This is a genomic window from Pseudorhodobacter aquimaris (genome assembly GCF_001202025.1).
Taxonomy (GTDB): domain Bacteria; phylum Pseudomonadota; class Alphaproteobacteria; order Rhodobacterales; family Rhodobacteraceae; genus Pseudorhodobacter; species Pseudorhodobacter aquimaris.
Window position 1 is genome coordinate 38909 of the sequence record NZ_LGHS01000041.1, and the last position, 20560, is coordinate 59468.

Genomic DNA, 20560 nt, shown 5'->3' on the forward strand with positions numbered 1-20560 from the left:
GCCCCGCCCATTCAGGTGCCGCCGTCAGGTATAGTCGGAACGGGTCAGCGAATATTTCGCCATCTTCTCGTTCAGGGTCCGGCGCGGCAGGCACAGCTCTTCCATCACCGAAACGATAGAGCCTTTGTGACGGCGCATCGTGTTATCGATCAGCATACGCTCAAACGCCTCGACGTAATCTTTCAGCGGTTTGCCCTCGGTGGTCAGCGCGGGGCCGGTTGCCTCGTTATCCGCCATTAGCAGCGACGCGATAGAGCCGGACCCACGACGGTTCTGCAAAACGGCGCGTTCGGCGATATTCACCAATTGGCGCACGTTGCCCGGCCAAGGTGCTTGCAGCAATTGTGCGGCCTCTTGGGCGGCAACCTGCGGCGCCTCACAGCCGTATTCCTCGGCGAATTGTTCCGAAAGCCGCGTGAACAGCGTCAGGATATCCTCTCCGCGCGCGCGCAACGGCGGGCAAAGGATCGTCAGCGCGCCGAGGCGGTAATAGAGGTCGGGACGCAGGCTGTCCTCGATGGTTTTATCGGGGGCATGTTCGTTCACAATGGCGATGATGCGGGTTTCCGGCGGGCTGCCTTGCTCGTTGATCATCGTCAAAAGCCGCGATTGCAGGCCATGTGACAGGCTGTCGATATCCTCAAGGCAAAGGGTGCCGCCGCGGGCCTCCTCGACCAAGGGGATACCGCCGTCTTCCATCGGGCCGAAAAGCTTGGCCGCCAGTTGATCCTCGGACCAGGCCGCACAAGAGATGGTCACGAATTTCTTGGAGGCCCGCGGCCCCACAGCATGGAGCGCATGGGCCACAAGGGTTTTGCCAGTGCCGGTTTCGCCGTCGATCAGCACATGGCCATCGGCCTGACCAAGGTCCAGAATATCCTCGCGCAAGCGTTCCATTTCGGCCGAGGTGCCGATCAGCTTTTGCATCAACACGCTGCCATCGGACAACTCACGGCGCAATGCGCGGCTATCGAGTGTCATCCGCCGGCTTTGCGTAGCACGCTTGGTCAGCTCGGTCATCCGGTCCGGGTTGAACGGTTTTTCGAGGAAATCGAATGCGCCCACGCGCATCGCCTCCACGGCCATCGGCACATCGCCGTGGCCCGTAATCATGATCACCGGCAGGCCGCTATCAACACTCATCAAGCGTTTCAGGAAGGCCATGCCATCCATGCCCGGCATCTTGATATCTGAAACCACAACACCGGGATAATCCGCGCCGATCTTTTTCAGCGCCTCTTCGGCCGAGGCATAGGTTTCGGTTTCAAAGCCCGAAAGGGCCAGCCACTGGCTGATCGATTGCCGCATGTCGGCCTCATCATCGACAATCGCGACCTTCATTGCACGCGCCATAGTTTACTCCGCTGTTGTCAATTCTGTGCCCAATATGGGAAGTTGTACCTCAAATACAGCCCCCTCCTTGTCACCATTGCGTGCGATCAATCGACCGCCCAAATCTGTAATAATCCCGGATGAGATGGCCAGCCCAAGGCCGACCCCCTCTCCGGGTTTTTTTGTCGTGTAGAATGGCTCGAACAGGTTTTCGAGACTTTTCAGTCCGACGCCATTATCTTGCACCGTCAGATGGACCGAATGATCCACCACCACCGCAATATCAATGCGCGGCTCGGGGGTGTCTTTGGTCGCATCAAGTGCATTGCGCAGCAGGTTAATGATGACCTGTTCCAACCGCAAGCGATCCGCCATCACCATGACCGGATTGCGCGGCAGATCGCGCGTGATCTGGACCACACGGGTTTTCAACTGTGGCTCCATCATCGACAGCGCACTGGACAAACAGGCCCGCACGTCCACCGGCTCAAAGGCCTCGCCCCCCTTGCGGGCATAGGATTTGAGTTGCCGGGTGATCGCGCCCATACGTTCGATCAGATCATCGATGCGCTGGAATGAGGATAGCGCCTCTTCGGGGCGGTGGCGTTGCAGTAACAGCCGCGCACCGGCCAGATAGGTTTTCATCGCGGCCAGCGGCTGGTTCAACTCATGGCTGACCGCAGCCGACATTTCGCCCAAAGCGGCAAGTTTTGACGATTGCGCCAGTGTCAGCTCTGCCACGGCGAGATCTTTTTGCACCTTTTCCCGTTGCGCGATTTCGCGCTTCAGGCGCGCGTTCAACAGGCGCAATTCCGCGCTTTCACGCTGAAAGGTCGCGCTTTGCGACCATGCCCGGCGCGACAACAGATAAAAAGTCACTGCCAGCAGGATCGCAAACCCCATGATTTCCAGCGCAAGAACGCCGTTGACCTTTTCACGCACGGAATCATAAGCAGTAAAGGTCTGGATGCGCCAACCGCGAAACGGCACGCGCGCCTCGGTCTTCATAACGGCAGTGCCGCGCAGATAGGCGTCGGGGCGGCTCTGGCTCCAGTCGGTTGTGGCGCGAACGGCGCGCTCGATCGCGCTTGGCGGGTCTTGGACCGCCAGCGCCTCGTCCAGACTTAACCCGCGCCACCGCGGCTCGGTCGCAAGGATCACGCGGTTTTCGCTGTCGGTGACCAGAACCGCATCGGTCAGACCGGCCCAGGCGCGTTCATATTTCATCAGATCAACCGCGACCACGATCACACCGATCATCCGGTTATCGGCGATCACCGCACGCGAATAAGTGAAATCATTGCCGCCGGTTTCGCGTGGCTGGGCTGAAAACACCGTGTCCTTGGTGCGCTGCGCATCCACGAAATAGGCCGTGCTGCGGTGCGCCGAACCAAGCAGGTTGCGGTTTGTCGCCCCCACCGCGCGCCCGTCCTTGTCCAACAGAAGAATAGAGGCGGCGCCGATCTCGGCCTGAAAAGAGATCAACCGCGCCGAGGTGCTGGCATATTGCCCGTCGTTCAGGGCGCGAATCAACTCAGGATCGCGGGCCAACAAGAGGGGCACGACCGAATTACGTTGCAGCTCTGAAATCAGGTTGCCGGTATAAAGTGCAAGCCGCAGTTCTGCACGGTTGCGGGTGGCCTCGGTAAAGCGATCCGTCAGCCAGGAATTGGTCACCAGAACCATGGCAACCGCCGCCGCAAAAAGTGCTGCGATCAACCCGCGCATAACCCAAGACAACCGGCGAGACTGGGCCGATTGCGCGGGCTGATTGGGGGTGGCTACGTCATTCATGCCGGTCGGTTTACGGCGAGAGCGTCATAACCTCAAGCGTGACAGTATTATGCAAGCGCCAAAGCGCCGGTAAGCGAGCGGAAAAGCACCGACCCATCGGTGCCGCCATGCGAAACCTCGCTTGCCCGTTCGGGGTGGGGCATCATCCCCAGCACACGACGGTTTTCCGACAAGATCCCCGCAATCGCATTGGCAGAGCCGTTGGGGTTGTCAGTATAGGTAAAGGCGATCCGGTCCTCATCTTGCAATTTGGCAAGGGTTTGCGCATCGGCGCTGTAGTTACCGTCATGGTGGGCGACCGGAATAGTGATTTCCTGTCCTGCGGTATAAGCGTTTGTATAGGCGCTATTGGTCGTGGCAACCTTCAGGCCGACCGGCTTGCAGATGAACTTCAGCCCCGCATTGCGCATCAAGGCACCGGGCAGCAGCCCCATTTCGGTCAGCACCTGAAACCCGTTGCAAATGCCCAGAACATAACCGCCGCGCGCCGCATGGGCACGCACCGCCGCCCCGATCGGGCTTTGTGCCGCAATCGCCCCGCACCGCAGGTAGTCGCCAAAGGAAAATCCGCCCGGAACCGCCACCACATCAATGCCCTCGGGCAATGCGGTGTCTTTGTGCCAAACGCGGTGAACCTGCGCCCCGGCCTGTTCAAAGGATACGGCAAGGTCGCGATCACAATTTGATCCGGGAAAGGTAAGGACAGCGGCTTTCATGGGTGATCCTTTACGGCAATAGGGATAACGCATCCCATAGCCCAAAGCGGCGCGCTGTTCCAGCCCTGCGATTGTCTTTCGCCGCTGCTAATTTTGGCCTTCCGGTTTTGGCTGCGGGCTTTGGCCGCAGGGCGTGCCGTGAAATCCGTTTCTTGAACATTGTCGGTTGCTGTATTATCTAGGTAACCTCTGTTTTTTGATCGAAAGCCCTTTGAATGTCTGTCGATACCCATGCACGCGACCTTGTACTGGATGGCACCCCTGCTGTCGTGGATGAGGTCATCCCGGCCGAGGAATTGATCCGTCAGGCAGAAAAAGCCGCCAATTTTCTCAAGGCACTTTCGCATGAGGGGCGGCTGATGATCTTGTGTCACCTTATATCGGGTGAAAAGTCGGTGACCGAGTTGGAAACCCTTTTGGGCAGCAGGCAGGCCGCTGTCAGTCAGCAGCTTGCACGGTTGCGGCTGGAAGGGTTGGTTGAATCCAGACGTGACGGCAAAGCCATCTATTACACGGTCAGTGATCCGCGCGCCCAGCAGATGATGTCATTGATTCACGAGATATTTTGCGCCTGAGGGCGGATGCCAAAAATCTGCAATCCTGCGCCCAAGATACTTGCAATCTGATTTCTGTCTCGCCATGCTGACCGAAAGGTCAAAATTTGCCATAAGGCATTTCTGGAGGGGCTATGCCGAATTTTCTGATCCGCTATGTGCATTTCGTTGAAAAATGGAACAAGCGTATCGGAAGAGTGGCGATGTATCTGCTTTTTGCGCTGATGGCGGTTCTGCTTTGGGGGGCGATCTCGCGGGCGGCTTGGCATCCGCAAATCTGGACCGATGAGATGGGACAGTTCCTGCTGGCGGGGTATTTCATGCTGGGCGGGGCCTATGCCTTGCAGATGGGATCGGCGGTACGGATGGATGTGTTTTATTCCAACTGGTCCACGCGCACCAAGGCGCTGGTGGATGCCGTGACCATTTTTGCGCTGTTGTTTTATTTAGCGGTGTTGCTGTGGGGCGGGGTCGAAAGCACGGCCTACGCGCTGGAATATGGTGAACGGAAATCTGGTATGTGGCGGCCCTATATGGCGCCGGTTAAAATGGTCATGTGTTTTGGAATTGTGATGATGCTGGCCCAATGCAGCGCGTTTTTCCTGCGCGATGTTGCCAAGCTGCGGGGACAGGAAATCTGATGTCTTACGATATGATTGCGGCGCTGATGTTCGGCTCCATGCTGATGATGCTGATGACTGGGCAGCGCATGTTCGGGGTGATCGGCTTTGTGGCTGTGGTGGCGGCCTTGCTGCTTTGGGGGGATCGGGGGGGTTATGATCTTGCCTTTGCCCAGACGATCAAGGTGATTGGCTGGTTCCCGCTGCTGACGTTGCCGATGTTCATCTTCATGGGATATGTGCTGTCGGAAAGCCGTCTTGCCGATGATCTTTACCGGATGTTTCATGTCTGGTTCGGTCCTGTGCCGGGGGGGCTTGCGATCGGGACGATCCTGTTGATGGTGCTGATTTCGGCGATGAACGGGCTGTCGGTGGCGGGGATGGCAATTGGCGCGACGATCGCCCTGCCTGAGCTGCTCAAACGCAATTACGACAAGCGGATGGTGACAGGGGTCATTCAGGCGGGGTCATCGCTGGGCATCCTTGTGCCGCCCTCGGTGGTGTTGGTGCTCTATGCGCTGATCGCGCGGCAATCGGTGTCGGATCTGTGGCTGGCGGGGATTGTGCCGGGGTTGATGATGGCTTTGATGTTCATTGCCTATATCTGGATACGCTGCAAGTTGAACCCCGCGCTTGGGCCGGCTTTGGACGCCGATGAACTTGCCGCCGTGCCAAAGGCCGAGAAATACCGTCTGCTGATGGCAGGGCTTTTGCCCTTCGGGATCTTTTTGGTGATGATGGTGCCTTTCGTGACCGGCTATACGCGGCTGGTCGAAAGCTCGGTGATCGGGGCGGTGGCCTCGGTTCTGGTGGCGGTGGCCAAGGGGCGGATGACGCGGGCCGTGTTTGAAACCGCGACCCGTCAGACGCTGGCGATTTCCTGCATGTTCTTGTGGATCATCCTTGCTGCATTGGCCTTTGGTGCGGTGTTTGACGGCTTGCGCGCGGTGGATGCGATCAAGGGGCTGTTCCTTGACAACCTCGGGCTTGGGCGATGGCAGGTGCTGATCCTGATGCAGCTTTCCTTTATCCTGATGGGGACATTTCTGGACGATACCGCCATGCTGGTGATCGTCGCGCCGCTTTATGTGCCGCTGGTGAAAATTCTGGAATTCGATCTGGTCTGGTACGGTGTGCTCTATACCATGACCTGTCAGATTGCCTATATGACGCCGCCCTTTGGCTATAACCTGTTCCTGATGCGCGCCATGGCACCCAAAGAGGTCAGTCTGGTCGATATTTACCGCTCTATCGTGCCTTTTGTGGGCGTTATGGCGCTGGCGCTGGCGATTGTGATGATTTTCCCGCAGCTTGCACTTTGGCTGCCCAATACGCTTCGACACTAACCAATGGCGGATCCAACCGCCCTTTCAACAAGGAGAGTTCCAATGACCACCAGAAGAAAGTTCCTGACCTCGGGCGTGATGGCCGCCGGTGCCTCGACGCTGGCCGCCCCTGCCCTTGCCCAAGCGCCGATCAAATGGCGCTTGCAGACCTATGCCGGGGCCGCCTTGGGCGCCGAGGTGATCAAGCCTGCCATCGACCAATTCAACGCCATTGCCGAAGGGCAGATGGAGATCGAGCTTTATTACGCCGACCAATTGGTCCCCACGAGCGAGCTGTTCCAGGCCATGCAGCGCGGCACCATTGACGCGGTGCAATCGGATGATGACAGCATGGCAAGCCCCACCGATGTCACCGTGTTCGGCGGCTATTTCCCCTTTGCCAGCCGCTATTCGCTGGATGTGCCGGTGCTGTTCAACCAATACGGGTTGAATGAGATCTGGGACGAAGAATACGCCAAGGTCGGCGTGAAACACATCAGTGCCGGCGCATGGGACCCCTGCCATTTTGCGACCAAAGATCCCATCAACAGCCTTGAGGATCTGAAGGGCAAGCGCATCTTTACCTTTCCGACGGCGGGGCGTTTCCTGTCGCAATTCGGCGTGGTGCCTGTCACCCTGCCATGGGAAGATATTGAGGTTGCGGTCCAACCGGAGAGTTGGACGGCATTGCATGGTCCGGCATCACCGAGGTCTATACCGTGGGCTGGGCCAATGTGACCAATTACTTCCTGACCAATAATATCTCGGGCGCTTGGATCGGGCATTTCTTTGCCAATATGGACCGCTGGAATGAGCTGCCGCCACATCTGCAAATGCTGGTCAAGGTGTGCTTTGAGCAATCACATTACCACCGCCAGCATTGGTATTGGGGCGGCGAGGCCGATTTGCGCGTCAATGGGCCCAAGCTGAAGCTGACCTCAATCCCTGATGCCGAATGGGCGCAGGTGGAAAAAGCCGCACAGACCTTCTGGGATGAAATTGCCGCCGAATCAGAGGTGAAGGCAAAGGTTGTATCGGTCTTCAAAGAGTATAACGCCACGATGGAAAAAGCCGGAAGGCCCTACCGCTACGGCTGATCCATGCAAAAGGCTTCGCGAATTGCCAGCCCTCTACGTTGAATGATGCAATCCACGGCAAGCTCTGACTGCCGTGGATTTTATATTTTCTTTGCCAGAATCTGAACCCATCTCCTCAGCAGTAAAGAGCTGAGAATAGAATGGCGATATTCGATAGCATTAAAGAGCTTGTGAGTAGATCCAATGAGAACGAGACAGCCTATATCTGCATGTCTTACAAGTCGGCTGGTTATCGAACGGAGCGGTTTCTCAAGACTGATCAGGTTTATTTTCACGACCAAAACGCAATACACGAGTATCGCGAAGACAATGACAGGCAGTTTTTCAATGCTATCGATTGTGTTTCCATTACGGTCCATTTGTGGCCGACCATCTCTTAAACGACATCGAGCAAGACATCCCAATATTGTGGTCGTATCCGGATGAAGAGCAAAAAGAGAACATCAAGATCGGGCAGCCTTTTATCCTAACCGAATAGATCCCTCGCGTAGATCTTGCCCTTTGCCATCCCCAGCGTCTGCTGGGGTTGTCTTGATTTTATGGGTTCCCATCCAGTTATGCGTGAAACGGTAGATTTCGATAACCCTCGATATAGTCGCTGGATTGTAGAGATAGTGACGATCCCAAGCATAACCGTTGTTGCCCCATATCAGTTTTTCCCGACTTGCGGTAAAGGGTAGGATTAAGTTCTCGAAGCGCGCCGTAATTCTCACAGACCTCTGTTTGGCAAGTGTCCTTGGAGAACGCTTCGGAAAAACCGGCTTCTCAGACGACGATATTCCTGAACAATCGCCCGATTATTTTTGACGACAGAGCTCTGACCGCAAGCCCCACAAGTATATGTATTCTCTGCCCCTGAGCCGATGACCTTTCCTCGGAGAATGTTCGATTTGACTTTTGCTGAATGTTTCCCTTTTTTATCAAAGGAGTTCGGAGGAATATAAAAAGCCCGCATCGGGGGTTCGGCAAAAGTTAATGTCGATTCCGTGGAAGGGCCGGGGTAAGCGGCGCTTGGAACCTGTCGAAGATATATTCGAGAGATGGTTCAATCAATTTCCCTGAAAAACTGCTACATTTTGTGTGATCAGGGATAAGGTTGGCCAAAATCTGGACAACCCAAGGAAATATTGCATCATTTAACGCAAAGGGCTGGCGTGAATTGCGGGGCCTTTATGCCATTACAGCGCGCGGTAGGCTGCTTCCTGACGCTCAGTCCAGCGCACGCGCAAAGTCCAGCCCGTATCGGTCAGGATCTCTTCCTCGATCACGCCCTCGGCATGAAGCCAAGCGTGGGCGCGGCCCATGCTGAAGTCCAGTGACAATTCCGCATCCGAACGGCTAAGCTCAAAGGCCCCTGACACCGCAGCCAGAAGGTCATCCACGCCCTGCCCTGTGATGGCAGAGAGCGCGAAGATCCGCTCTGATGCGGCAGCCTTGGCCATCAACGCTGCACGCGCAGATTCATCTACCAAATCCAGCTTGTTCCAGATTTCAAACTGCGGTGTCTCATTGCGCACACCAAGACTGGTCAGAATATCACCCACATCAGCCGCCTGTTCCGCGGATTCGGGGTGGCTGATGTCGCGGACGTGCAAGATCAGATCGGCTTCCAGAACCTCTTCCAGCGTGGCGCGGAAGGCCGCGACAAGCTGTGTCGGCAGATCGGAAATGAACCCCACCGTATCGGAAAGAATCACCTTGCGCCCGTCGGGCAATTCCATGCCGCGCATTGTCGGGTCCAGCGTGGCAAAGAGCATATCCTTGGCCAGAACCTCAGCCCCGGTGATCCGGTTGAAAAGCGTTGATTTTCCCGCATTGGTATAGCCGACCAAGGCCACAACCGGAAAGGGCACCTTACGCCGTGCCGCGCGGTGAAGCTCCCGGGTTTTGACAACCTTGTCGAGCTGACGCCTGATGCGCACAACCTGATCATCGATCGCGCGACGGTCCGATTCGATCTGGGTTTCGCCGGGACCGCCCACAAAACCATATCCGCCGCGCTGACGTTCGAGGTGGGTCCAGGCCCGCACCAGACGCGTGCGTTGGTAGGAAAGCGCTGCAAGTTCTACCTGCAGCACACCTTCGCGCGTGCGGGCACGATCAGCAAAAATTTCCAAAATCAACCCGGTGCGATCCAGCACCTTGACGCCCCATTCCTTTTCAAGATTGCGCTGTTGCACCGGCGTGACCGGCCCGTCGATCAAGACCAAGCCGATTTCAAGGGCCTTGAGTTGGGCCGAAATTTCCGCGACTTTGCCGGTCCCGAACAATGTGCCGGGCAAACGTTTGGGCAGACGCACAACCTCACCGCCTACCACCTCCAATCCAGGGAGCGCGGCGGCCAGAGAGGTGGCCTCGGCCAGCCCGTGTTCGGGCAAGCGGCGCGCGCGGGCGGTTTTCAGATCGGGATGCAGCACATAGGCAAGCGTGGCCTCGTCACGCGTGTCATGCCCTGCAAGCCGTAGCTCTACGGAAAATCCGTCGTCGTCGTGATCAGATGCGGTCAAGCTTATTCTTCGCCTTCATATAGGCTGATCGGCGCCCCTGGCATGATGGTCGAAATCGCGTGCTTGTAAACCAGCTGCGACTGCCCGTCCCTGCGCAACAACACACAGAAATTATCAAACCAGGTGATAACACCTTGCAGCTTTACGCCATTGATCAAAAAAATCGTAACCGGGACTTTGGCCTTCCGGACGTGATTCAAAAATGCATCTTGGAGATTTTGTTTGTCGGAAGCCATTATTGCTTTGCCTTTTTTTATTCTGGTTACCGTCCTCACCTGCGGTCCTTCCCGCAAGGCATTCACGCTAATATGTCGCGGGAATTGCCGAGTTTCCAGCCCAAAAGCGGGTTAGCTGAAAATGTGGCAAAATAACACCGCCTTATTTGCGCCATACATCGGGTGAGAGCAGCGCAAGGATTGCCAAAATTTCCACCCGTCCGACAATCATTGCAACACCCAGAATGGCCTTGACCGGAACAGAGAGTTCAATCATGCGGATCGGTGTCTCGGCTGCAAGTATGGCCAAAGGGCCGGTAGTTGTTACGGCGGCGACGGTCAGGATCAGGCTTTGGTCAAACTCTAGCCCGCGCAGGGCAAGGGCCGCGATCACAATCGAAAACGTCAGCGCATAAAGCATGAAGAATATCCACGCCACATAGGCCCCGCCCTGTCGCAGCCGCCGTTCCCTATCGCCGCCGCCGCCGATAGAGCTGGGGTGTACCAGCCGGTTCATCTCGCGCTCCCCGTGGCGCGCCAAAGCATAGACGCGCAAGAGTTTCAGTCCCCCCGCCGTGGTTGCAATCCCGCCCCCCATCATCGCCAGCCCCAAAAGCACCAAGCCCGGACTGTTGAGCCCCGACCATGACCGCGCCTCTTGCCAATCCGCGCTTTCAAAGCCGGTTGTCGTCAAAAAAGACATGGTGGTGAAAAGCCCACCCCAAAGCGCCTTGACCGCGGCCAAAACGTCAAACCGTTCCTCGACGCCCATTGCCCCAAGCCAATGACGCGAAAACAAGATCAGCGGCACGACAACCAGAAAGGTCAGTGCCAGACGTAACTCGTGGTCAGTCCACAGTGTCCGGCTTTTGTCAGCCTGCACCGATCCGGGCATAAAGCGCCGCGACAAGGCCAAAGCCATGAAGGCAAATATCAGAACCTCGGACAGATGGCCCCCATTGACGCTGCCCGGCCCGTTGGTGATGCCGCTGGTCGAAAGCGTCGACATCGCCAGCACAATTGCCGTCATCCCACGTTCACCCGCCATCAAAAGCAGCACCCAAAGCAGCACCGTCAGACCAAGGTATGCGGGGAATAATTTGGCAGAATGGCGGATCATACGCTCTGACGGGCCCGCGCCATGGACGATCTGCTCGACCCCCCTTGCGCTGCGACCGGGGACGCGGTTTGAAAGAACCTCTACCCCGCCAAGGTTCAGCGGGGCCAATATCGCAACTGCCGACATCAGCACGAAAAACCCGCCAAGCCAGCCCACAAGCCCGCGCCACAGGTGCAAGGAGGGCGAGAGACGCCCCGGCATGTCATATTGCGTAACGCCGGTGGTGGTGAAAGAGGATACCATCTCAAACCAGGCATTGACGAAAGTGGTGTCGGGCAGTGCCTCGGAAAACGGGATCGCAAAAAGGAAGGGCAGCCAAAGATAGGCCCCGAATAGTGCTGCAAGCTGGCTGCGCGCCGCGATCTTGGCACGGTAGTTATCGGTGGCAATCCCCAGCAGCAGGGTAAAGATAAAAAACATCACCGCGCCATAAAAGAACGGCCGCGCTACGGTAAAATTGCCAAACACCGCCGCATGGGCCGCAGGTAACAGCATCGCAAGCGATCCCCACCCCGTAAGGACCACAAGCAACGGCAGTTCCAGAATGCGGCGCATCATGTCAAATCAAAAGAAATCAACGGAGACTTGCAGCAGGCGCCCCACCTCTGGCACGTCCTTGGCCATAGAAAAGATCGCGACGACATCGCCTTCCTCCATCCGCAGATCGCCAGTGGGTTTCACCACTTTTCCCCCCTTCATTACCGCGCCGACCAGCACCCCTTCGGGGAAATCAATCTCACGGATCGCACGCCCGGCCAGCGGTGAAGTAGACAGCACCTGCGCCTCGATCACCTCGGCCTCGGCATCACCGATGGAATAGATGGAGCGCACACGCCCATGCCGGATATGGCGCAAGATTGAGGATACAGTGGTCGCGCGAGGGTTGATAAAGGCGTCGATATCCAGCGCATCCATAAGCGGGACCAGTGTCGGATCATTGACCAGCGCAATCGCCATCGGACAGCCCGCCTGTTTGGCCCGCACCGCCACCAGTAGGTTGGTTTTATCGTCATCGGTCACGCAGAGCACGGCATCGGCGCGGTCGATGCCCGCTTCCATCAGTATTTCGATATCCATGCCGTCACCGTTCAAAACGATGGTCCGTTCCAGCGCGTCGGCGGCCTTCTCGGCGCGGGTGCGGCTCTTTTCGATCATCTTGGCGCGCATCCGCTCCACCCGCGCTTCAAGAGCTGTGGCCACCGCCAGCCCGACATTCCCCCCACCCACGATCACGACGCGTTCTTGTTTGCGGGTGGTTTTGCCAAAGATCTCAAGCGTGCGGGTCAGGTCGTCATTATGGATGAACACATAGATCCGGTCGCCTGAAAAAAGCTGGTCGCCCGCCTCGGGGGCAAAGAGCCGCTCGTTGCGGCGCACGCCAACCACCGTGGCCCGCAGGGTCGAAAACAGTTCGGACAATTGCCGCAAGGGGGTATTCAGCACGGGACAATCATCATCCAGCACGATCCCCAAAATTTGCGATTGCCCGTCCATGAAGCTTTCGGCGTCAAAGGTTGCCGGGGCGGCCAGACGTTGCAAGGCGGCCTCGGCCACTTCTTTTTCAGGGCTGATCACCACATCGATGGGCATATGATCGCGGCGATACAGATCGGCGTAGATCGCATCAAGATAGCTTTGCGCGCGCAGCCGCGCGATTTTACGCGGCACCGAGAACACCGAATGCGCCACCTGACAGGTGACCATATTCACCTCGTCGGAATGGGTGGCGGCGATGATCATATCGGCATCACGCGCGCCTGCCCGCGCCAGCACATCCGGGTAGCTGGCAAAGCCAACGATCCCTTGCACGTCAAGCGTGTCGGTTGCGCGTCGCACCAGATCGGCGTTGAAATCCACCACCGTCACGTCGTTATTTTCACCCGACAGATGGCGCGCGATTTGCCAGCCGACCTGCCCTGCGCCACAAATGATCACTTTCATGGGCCTTCAACTCCGTGGTGGCGGCATTCCAGCACCTTCATTGGCAGAACTGGGCCGATTGGTCAACGCACGCCTAGGCCTGTGCCTCATCGCTGTCTTCGATACGGGCCTGCCGCGCCCCCGATTTAGTGGTGGTCACGACGCCCAAGGATTTGAGCTTGCGGTGCAGCGCGCTGCGCTCCATGCCGACAAAGCTGGCAGTGCGGCTGATATTGCCGCCGAACCGGTTGATCTGGGTCAGAAGATATTCCTTTTCAAACAGCTCGCGTGCCTCGCGCAATGGCAAAGTGGCCAGCGCCCCGCCCAGCACCATACGCCCCTCTTCATGGCTTGCCGTCTCTTGCCCCGGCAGCTCTTTTACATCCACCGGACCGGCACCATCGCCCAAAATCAAGACCCGTTCGATGACGTTGCGCAATTGGCGCACGTTGCCCGGCCATTGCATGGTTTGCAGCATCGCCTCGGCATCCCCCGTCAGGCTACGTGCGGGCAGGCCTTGGGTGCGGTGGAACATATCGATGAAATAGGCGGCTAACTCGGGGATATCCTCACGGCGTTCCTCAAGGCTGGGCACGGCGATCGGCACCACGTTCAGCCGGTCGTAAAGTTCCTGACGGAAGCGGCCCGCAGCAATCTCGGCGCGCAAATCGCGGGTGGTCGAGGAGATTACCCGCAGATCGACCCGCACCTTATCCACGCCCCCAACGCGGGTGAATTGCTGGTCCACCAGCACGCGCAGGATCTTGGTCTGGGTGCCCAGTGGCATCTCTGCCACCTCGTCAAGGTAAACCACACCGCCATGCGCCTGTTCCAACAACCCCTGCTCCACCCCGCGGTCCGGGGTTTCGCGGCCAAAGAGGACCTCTTCCATATGTTCCGGTTCGATTGTGGCAGAGGTGACGGTGACAAAGGGCGCGCTGGCCCGGTTCGAATTGGCATGTATAAAGCGCGCGGCCAATTCCTTGCCCGATCCGGCCGGCCCCGAGAGCATGACCCGCCCGTTGGATTTGGTGACTTTTTCCAACTGGACCTTCAGCGCCTTGAATGCCGTGCTGGAGCCGAGCATGTCCGAAGAGGTGGTATCGCGCCGCCGCAGGTCGGTGTTTTCACGGCGCAAACGGCTGGTCTCCATCGCGCGGCTGACAACCACCATCAGTTGATCGATGTTAAAGGGCTTTTCGATAAAGTCATAAGCCCCCTGTTTGATCGCGGCGACGGCAATTTCGATATTGCCATGCCCCGAAATAATGACCACCGGAATATCGGGGTTGTCGCGCTTTACGGTTTTCAGGATGTCGATCCCGTCCATCTGGCTGTCTTTTAGCCAGATATCGAGGATCATCAGCGAAGGCGCCTCGGCCCCGATTTCCGCCATACAGTCATCGGAATTGCCGGCAAGCCGCACGGCATAGCCTTCGTCCTTCAGGATATCCCCGATCAATTCACGAATATCACGCTCATCATCTACGATCAGAATACTGCTCATATCGCTCCCTCTGCCTTACGGCTGACGTTTTTGGCCCGAAGCCGTGGCAGGCATATTTCAGCCATCGCTCCGGCATGGGTGTTACCTTCAAAAATCTCTGCATCCAGAAGCGCCAGCGTGCCGCCGTGTTCCTCGATAATCTTTTTCACAATCGGCAGGCCAAGGCCGGTGCCCTTGCTGCGGGTGGTGACATAGGGTTCAAACAGCCGCGCCCGGTCCGGCGGCAGGCCGATACCGCTGTCGGCGATGCGGATATAGGCGTGATCATCGGTCACATCCAAGCTGATCCGAAGCTCGGAGATGACATCACCTCCGCTTTTTTCAATAAGCGTTTCAATGGCTTCTCCGCCGTTTTTGATCAGGTTGGTGAGCGATTGAGAGATCATCGTCGCGTCCAGATCCATCATCACCGACTCATCAGGAATATCCGTCACAAAATGGACATCCGGCAGGCCCGCCTCTTGCAAGGTCACGGCATCGCGCAGGATCTTGGCCAGATCCTCTTCGCGGCGCACGGGTTCGGGCATGCGGGCGAATTTAGAGAACTCGTCGACAATGCGGCGCAGGTCGTTGGTCTGGCGCACGATCACATCGGTATATTGCTCCAGATCGGCAACCTTGTCGCCCACCAGCGGGCGGAACTTGCGCTTGATGCGTTCGGCCGAAAGCTGGATCGGGGTCAGCGGGTTCTTGATCTCATGGGCGATGCGGCGGGCGACATCGCCCCAAGCGGCCATCCGCTGGGCCGAGACAAGGTCGGTCACATCGTCAAAGGCCACAACATAGCCTTCAAGCGTGCCGGTGTCCGACTGTCGCACGCTCATCCGTACCAGCAGGCTTTCCATGCGGCCCTTGCGGGTCAGGCGCAATTCCTCTTGAACCGACGCGCCAAGCCCGTCGTGCAGCTTGTGGAACATCGCCTCGAATTCAGGAACAACCAATGCCAGTTCGCCGCCGTGGCCCGCCCCCTTCATATCCAGCATGCGTTCGGCGGCGCGGTTCACGAAATCCACCCGCCCGTTGGCATCAAGCCCGATCACCCCCGCCGTGATCGACGACAGCACGGAATCAAACAAACGCCGCCGTCCCTCGGTTTCCACGTTGATCTGGACCAAAGCCTCATGCTGGCCTTTCAACTGGCGAGTCATCTGGTTGAACAACCGGCCAACCATGGCGATCTCGTCATCGCCGTCCTCTTCGGGGATCTGCACATCAAGGTTGCCGCTGCCGACCATCTGCGCCGCCCCCGCAAGCCGCCCGACGGGGCGCGACAGCCGCTCGGCCAGCCAAAGCCCCAGCCAGATCGCCGCCAGAATCAGGATCAGCGCAAAGCCAAGATACAACAGCCCGAATTCAAACAGCAGCCGTCCGCGCTCTGCCTCCAGCTGTTGATAAAGCGCGACCGTTTCGCGGGTCTCATCCAGCAGGCTCAGGATGGTGCCGTCCACCTCGCGGGTGACATAGAGGAACCGGTCGGCATAGGCATTTAGGAACACCAGCGCGCGCAGCTCGTCATTGGGCCAATCCTCGATCAGCACGGTTTCACCCGCCCGCGCCCGCGCGATCTGATCTGTCGTCAAAGCCTCAAAACCAAAGAGATAGGAACGCTCTCCTCGGGTTTTCAGATCACCGGTGCCATCGACCAGATAGGCCTCTTTGAGCCCGCGCTGGATGACCGCCTGCCCTTGGGTCAAAAGCGGGCGCAACTGGTCATCGGCCAGAAAGAAAGTGCTTTGCTTGGCCACATTCAGATAGGCGCCAAGGGCGTTCACATCCTCGATCAGATCCTGCCGGTGTTCGCCGTCATAGGCCTCTGCCGCGGCCAGAGAGTTGCCGACAACCGCGCGCACCCGCTCTGAGAACCAGCCCTCCAGCCCGACATTGAAGGTGATGGTGGCAAAAACCGCGACCAGAACCGTGGGCGTCAGCGCAAGGGCGGCAAAAATCCCCGACATGCGCAAATGCAGGCGCGAGCCGGCCGATTTGCTGCGCCGGTCGGTGATCATCCGTGAGACGCGCGCCAGCACCAAAGAGGCCACGACCAGAATATAGACCAGATCGGCCAAGAGGATCAGTCGCAAAAACAGCGAGCGCGCGCCTTGGTCAAACGGTCCCAGCGCCATGAATGTGGCAAAGGCCAGCACGGGGCCAAGTGTCACCAGAACAATGGTCATGATCGTCTGAAAACGCCGCTGCCTGCGTAGACGGGTCAGCCGCAGCCATGTGTTGCTTCGCGTTAAAGCCGGCAATTCTGCCCCCACCACAAGCAGGGCAACCAACGGAGCCCCATTCCTCAGCATGTCTTTCTTGCCATAGGTCAAGAATGACACGCCCCATGTGGCGGTTTTACATCACCTTGCGGCGCCGTGTCACGCGAATTTCCAGATCTACGATCTTTTTACGCAAAGTATTGCGGTTGATCCCCAAAAGATCGGCACATTTAGCCTGATTGCCGCCGGTTGCGTCCAAGGCGATCTCAATCAAAGGGGCCTCAAACTCTCGCAAAATGCGGCTATATACCCCCGGTGGCGGCAGGGTATCACCATGCAGGTCAAAGTAGCGTTGCAAATGGCGCGCAACCGCATCGGCCAGCTTCTCATCGCCAACGACACCGGCCGTTGGTGGCTGTACCGGATTGTGCCCGAGGATCAGGCTCACCTCTGCGCCTGTGATCTCTGGTCCCGTCCCTGTAACCGAAAGCCTGCGCATCATGTTTTCCAACTGCCGCACATTGCCGGGCCAGAAATGGTTGCGCAGGGCGTCTTGGGCCTCTTTTGACAAGCTCCGCATGGTGCCGCCGTCCCAGGCGCTGCGGGTCAGGAAATGTTCTGCCAACAGGGCGATATCCTCGACCCTTTCGCGCAGGGGGGGGACCTGAATCGTCACCCCGCCAAGCCGGTAAAACAGGTCCGAGCGAAACCGCCCCTCAGCCATACGCGCGGCAAGATCGGTTTGCGAGGTAGCCATGATCCGCGGTGCCTCATCGCCCATCGAATCCATCATCCGCACGATCCGCAACTGCAGGTCATCGTCATAATCGGCAACCTCATCCAAAATTAGGCTGCCGCCTTTGGCGCGGTGCAATAGGTCTGCTTGATCCTCGGCACTGGCCAGATCCTGTTCTTGCAACACAATAAGCCCTTGGGCGCGGCGGTCGGAAAAGTCATGGATGGCCCGGGCCACGAGCGATTTCCCGGTGCCCGACTCGCCCGTTATCAGCACCGGCAAATCGGTGTTCATCACCTTTGCCACCAATTGATAGAGCGCCTGCATCGATGCCGTGCGCCCTACCAAGGGCAAATCATCCCCCACTGCGCGCGGGGCCAGCGTTTGCTGGCGCACGCGCTTGCGGTCCAGCGCGCGGGCACAACGTTTCATCAGATCGGGCAGATCGAAGGGTTTGGGCAGATAGTCAAAAGCCTCGGCCTCGGTTGCCTGAATAGCCGTCATGATGGTGTTTTGCGCCGAGATCACAATCACCGGCAGGCCGGGACGTCGGGCGGCAATTTGAGGCAAGGCCTGCAACCCATTGCCATCGGGCATCATCACATCCGAGATGACAAGATCGCCTTTGCCCTCATCGACCCAGCGCATCAAGGTCGTCAGGCTGGCGGTGGCATGTACCTTGCACCCCGCCCGCGTAAGTGCCTGTGTCAAAACCGTACGGATCGTACGATCATCATCTGCAACAAGAACCGTGCCATCCATTGATCAGCCTTTCGCTTTTTTAGGAGCCAGGGGGAGGGAAAGCCGGAACGTGGTGCGTCCGGGGGCCGCGTCAACCGCAATCCGGCCGTCATGATCCAGCACAATCTTCGATGCCAATGCCAGCCCCAGCCCCGTGCCATTTTCACGCCCCGACACAAAGGGCTCAAAGATATTCTGTGCAATGTCGGGCGAGATCCCGCGCCCGTCATCCGTTATTTCCACCTGTAGCGCCAAGGGGGTGTCCGTTCCGTCCTGACGTCGCAAGCGCAGTGACAAATCATAGAATGTGTGCAGGCGAATATTCTTTGCCCCCGCCTCTACCGCGTTTTTGATCAGGTTCAAAAACACCTGCATAAGCTGATCGGAATCGGCGAATGTATCGGGCAATGACGGGTCGTAATCTTGGATAATCGCCACATTTCGGGCAAAGCCGACCAAGGCAGATTGCCGTGCGCGTGCCAAGGCGTCATGGATGTTCACCGCCGCGCGCTCTGGCGGGCGCAGATTTCCGAATTGTTCAACCTGCTCAAGCAGTTTCACGATGCGGCGGGTTTCCAGCACAATCAGGTCCGAAAGTTCGCGATCCTCAACCGAGAGGTTCATCGCCAGCAATTGCGCCGCACCAGAGATCCCGGCCAAGGGGTTCTTGATCTCATGGGCAAGCATTTCGGCCATGCCGATCGCCGATTTCGCCGCCGAATTTGCCGCCGCCGCACGGCCCACCTTTTCCGCAATCTCCAAGGGGAAAATCAGCAATAGCAACGTTTCCTGATCTTGGATGGGGGCAAATTGCAGGCGGCACGGCTCTGGCGCGCGGGCCCCTGTTGTCATCTCGATGTCATTGATGACGATAGAGGACTGCGTGGCGATAACCCGCGCCATTACCTGCTCCATCTCGGCATTGATGTGCAAACGCTCCAGCAGAGGGCGGCCGATCAGGGTGCGGGCAGACAGGTTGAGGAAGTCTTCGGCTGCGGGGTTTACCGCCGCGACCCGCCCTTTTGCATTGATCATCATCGCAGGCGTTGGCAAGGCGGCCCAGAGTGTAGCAGGTACCATCATGCCGCCACCGGTTCTGCATCGGCAAAAAGCGCATGGAGGTCTGCGACAAGCGTCGTCGGGTCACTTTGGGTCATCACCCGCCCGCGTGCGGCGACCAGACCTGCGGTCTCCAGATACCAGCCCAGATGTTTGCGCGCGACTTTGACGCCCAATTCCTTGCCGTAAAATCCAAGCATGTCCTGATAATGGCCGACGACCATATCGCCGAGGGCTGACCCTTGCGGTATCGCAGGTGCAGGCGCGCCGAACACCCGCGCGGCGATTTGTGCCAAGACCCAAGGCCTGCCTTGCGCCCCGCGTCCCACCATCACACCATCCGCGTCGGATGCCTCAAGTGCTGCCGCGGCCGATTGCGGGCCCAGCACATCCCCATTGGCAATCACCGGAATCGATACCGCCTCTTTGACGGCGCGAATTGCGGCCCAATCGGCGGCTCCTTTGTAGAACTGGCAACGCGTGCGCCCGTGAATGGTGATCATGGCGACCCCAGCCCCTTCGGCACGGCGCGCGATCTCGGGGGCGTTGAGCATATCATCATCCCATCCCAAGCGGGTTTTCAGTGTCACCGGAACCGAGACAGCCCCCACAACAGCCTCGATCAACCTCAGCGCGTGATCGGGATCTTTCATCAACGCTGAACCGGAATAGCCGGTGGTCACCTTTTTTGCGGGGCAGCCCATATTGATGTCGATCATCTGCGCGCCCATGCTTTCGACATAGCGCGCGGCCTCGCCCATCCAATAGGCCTCCCGTCCGGCAAGCTGCACGGATGTTGCCTGTTGGTCAAAGCCCAGTTCAGCCCGCGCCCGGGCCAGTGGCCGCGCCTGCACGACCTCTTGGCTGGCAACCATTTCAGACACGACAAGCCCGGCGCCAAACCGCGCGACAAGGCGGCGGAACGGCAAGTCGGTAATCCCCGCCAAAGGGGCGAGCAAGACAGGTGGAGCGATAGAAATAGGACCGATGAGCACGGAGGGCGCCTTTGTTTGGTTTTCTGTTTGATTAAAGCGGGGGCAGGCAGAATACAAACCATAGCACGGATAAAATGACTGAAAAACATGCATTGCCTGTTTTTTAAGCTAA

15 protein-coding genes and 1 pseudogene are annotated in these 20560 nt (G+C 58.1%); 4 read left to right on the forward strand and 12 right to left on the reverse strand.

The features are described from left to right. Positions 1 to 24: 24 nt before the first annotated feature. From AKU94_RS05475 to purQ, 3 genes are all read right to left on the reverse strand, one after another. The gene (locus AKU94_RS05475) at positions 25 to 1353 is read right to left on the reverse strand and encodes a sigma-54-dependent transcriptional regulator (protein WP_050526314.1); all 1329 of its coding nucleotides are present in this window, start codon (positions 1351 to 1353) and stop codon (positions 25 to 27) included. A gap of 3 nt (positions 1354 to 1356) precedes the next feature. Further along, entirely contained in the window at positions 1357 to 3060 is a 1704-nt protein-coding gene (locus AKU94_RS05480; protein WP_157056442.1) for an ATP-binding protein, read from the reverse strand. A gap of 113 nt (positions 3061 to 3173) precedes the next feature. Then, complete coding sequence (gene purQ / locus AKU94_RS05485) at positions 3174 to 3842, reverse strand: phosphoribosylformylglycinamidine synthase subunit PurQ (RefSeq protein ID WP_050526316.1); 669 nt, start codon at positions 3840 to 3842, stop codon at positions 3174 to 3176. Positions 3843 to 4057: 215 nt separating this feature from the next. On the opposite strand from purQ, the gene AKU94_RS05490 reads away from it, so the two are divergent. The 4 genes and pseudogenes from AKU94_RS05490 (at position 4058) to AKU94_RS05505 (ending at position 7438) form a co-directional block, all read left to right on the forward strand. Next, positions 4058 to 4417, forward strand: coding sequence for an ArsR/SmtB family transcription factor (locus tag AKU94_RS05490; protein WP_083444955.1), 360 nt, complete (start codon positions 4058 to 4060; stop codon positions 4415 to 4417). 113 nt (positions 4418 to 4530) lie between these two features. Then, positions 4531 to 5037 (forward strand): TRAP transporter small permease subunit, encoded by a 507-nt coding sequence (locus AKU94_RS05495; RefSeq protein ID WP_050526317.1) that lies wholly within the window; start codon positions 4531 to 4533, stop codon positions 5035 to 5037. Further along, complete coding sequence (locus tag AKU94_RS05500; RefSeq protein ID WP_050526318.1) at positions 5037 to 6362, forward strand: TRAP transporter large permease; 1326 nt, start codon at positions 5037 to 5039, stop codon at positions 6360 to 6362. Before AKU94_RS05495 ends, AKU94_RS05500 begins: the two co-directional genes overlap by 1 nt. A gap of 42 nt (positions 6363 to 6404) precedes the next feature. Further along, positions 6405 to 7438, forward strand: a pseudogene (locus AKU94_RS05505) (TRAP transporter substrate-binding protein). Between the two features lie 1178 nt (positions 7439 to 8616). On the opposite strand, the gene hflX reads toward AKU94_RS05505, so the two are convergent. From hflX to dusB, 9 genes are all read right to left on the reverse strand, one after another. Further along, positions 8617 to 9855 (reverse strand): GTPase HflX, encoded by a 1239-nt coding sequence (gene hflX, locus AKU94_RS05515; RefSeq protein WP_050526447.1) that lies wholly within the window; start codon positions 9853 to 9855, stop codon positions 8617 to 8619. A gap of 92 nt (positions 9856 to 9947) precedes the next feature. Next, on the reverse strand, positions 9948 to 10181 hold the full coding sequence (gene hfq, locus AKU94_RS05520) for an RNA chaperone Hfq (RefSeq protein ID WP_022704857.1): 234 nt from the start codon (positions 10179 to 10181) through the stop codon (positions 9948 to 9950). Positions 10182 to 10323: 142 nt separating this feature from the next. Continuing rightward, complete coding sequence (locus tag AKU94_RS05525) at positions 10324 to 11835, reverse strand: TrkH family potassium uptake protein (protein ID WP_050526448.1); 1512 nt, start codon at positions 11833 to 11835, stop codon at positions 10324 to 10326. A gap of 9 nt (positions 11836 to 11844) precedes the next feature. Next, positions 11845 to 13221, reverse strand: coding sequence for a Trk system potassium transporter TrkA (trkA, locus tag AKU94_RS05530; protein WP_050526320.1), 1377 nt, complete (start codon positions 13219 to 13221; stop codon positions 11845 to 11847). A 73-nt stretch (positions 13222 to 13294) separates the two neighbouring features. Continuing rightward, complete coding sequence (ntrX, locus tag AKU94_RS05535; protein ID WP_050526321.1) at positions 13295 to 14707, reverse strand: nitrogen assimilation response regulator NtrX; 1413 nt, start codon at positions 14705 to 14707, stop codon at positions 13295 to 13297. Further along, entirely contained in the window at positions 14704 to 16956 is a 2253-nt protein-coding gene (locus AKU94_RS05540; protein ID WP_050526449.1) for a sensor histidine kinase NtrY-like, read from the reverse strand. Before AKU94_RS05540 ends, ntrX begins: the two co-directional genes overlap by 4 nt. Before the next feature lie 97 nt (positions 16957 to 17053). Continuing rightward, complete coding sequence (locus tag AKU94_RS05545; RefSeq protein WP_050526322.1) at positions 17054 to 18415, reverse strand: sigma-54-dependent Fis family transcriptional regulator; 1362 nt, start codon at positions 18413 to 18415, stop codon at positions 17054 to 17056. Between the two features lie 3 nt (positions 18416 to 18418). Beyond that, positions 18419 to 19477 carry a two-component system sensor histidine kinase NtrB gene (locus tag AKU94_RS05550; RefSeq protein ID WP_050526323.1) on the reverse strand — a complete coding sequence of 353 codons (1059 nt, stop codon included), beginning with the start codon at positions 19475 to 19477 and terminating at the stop codon, positions 18419 to 18421. After that, positions 19474 to 20448, reverse strand: coding sequence for a tRNA dihydrouridine synthase DusB (gene dusB, locus AKU94_RS05555; RefSeq protein WP_050526450.1), 975 nt, complete (start codon positions 20446 to 20448; stop codon positions 19474 to 19476). Before dusB ends, AKU94_RS05550 begins: the two co-directional genes overlap by 4 nt. Between the last annotated feature and the right edge of the window lie 112 nt (positions 20449 to 20560).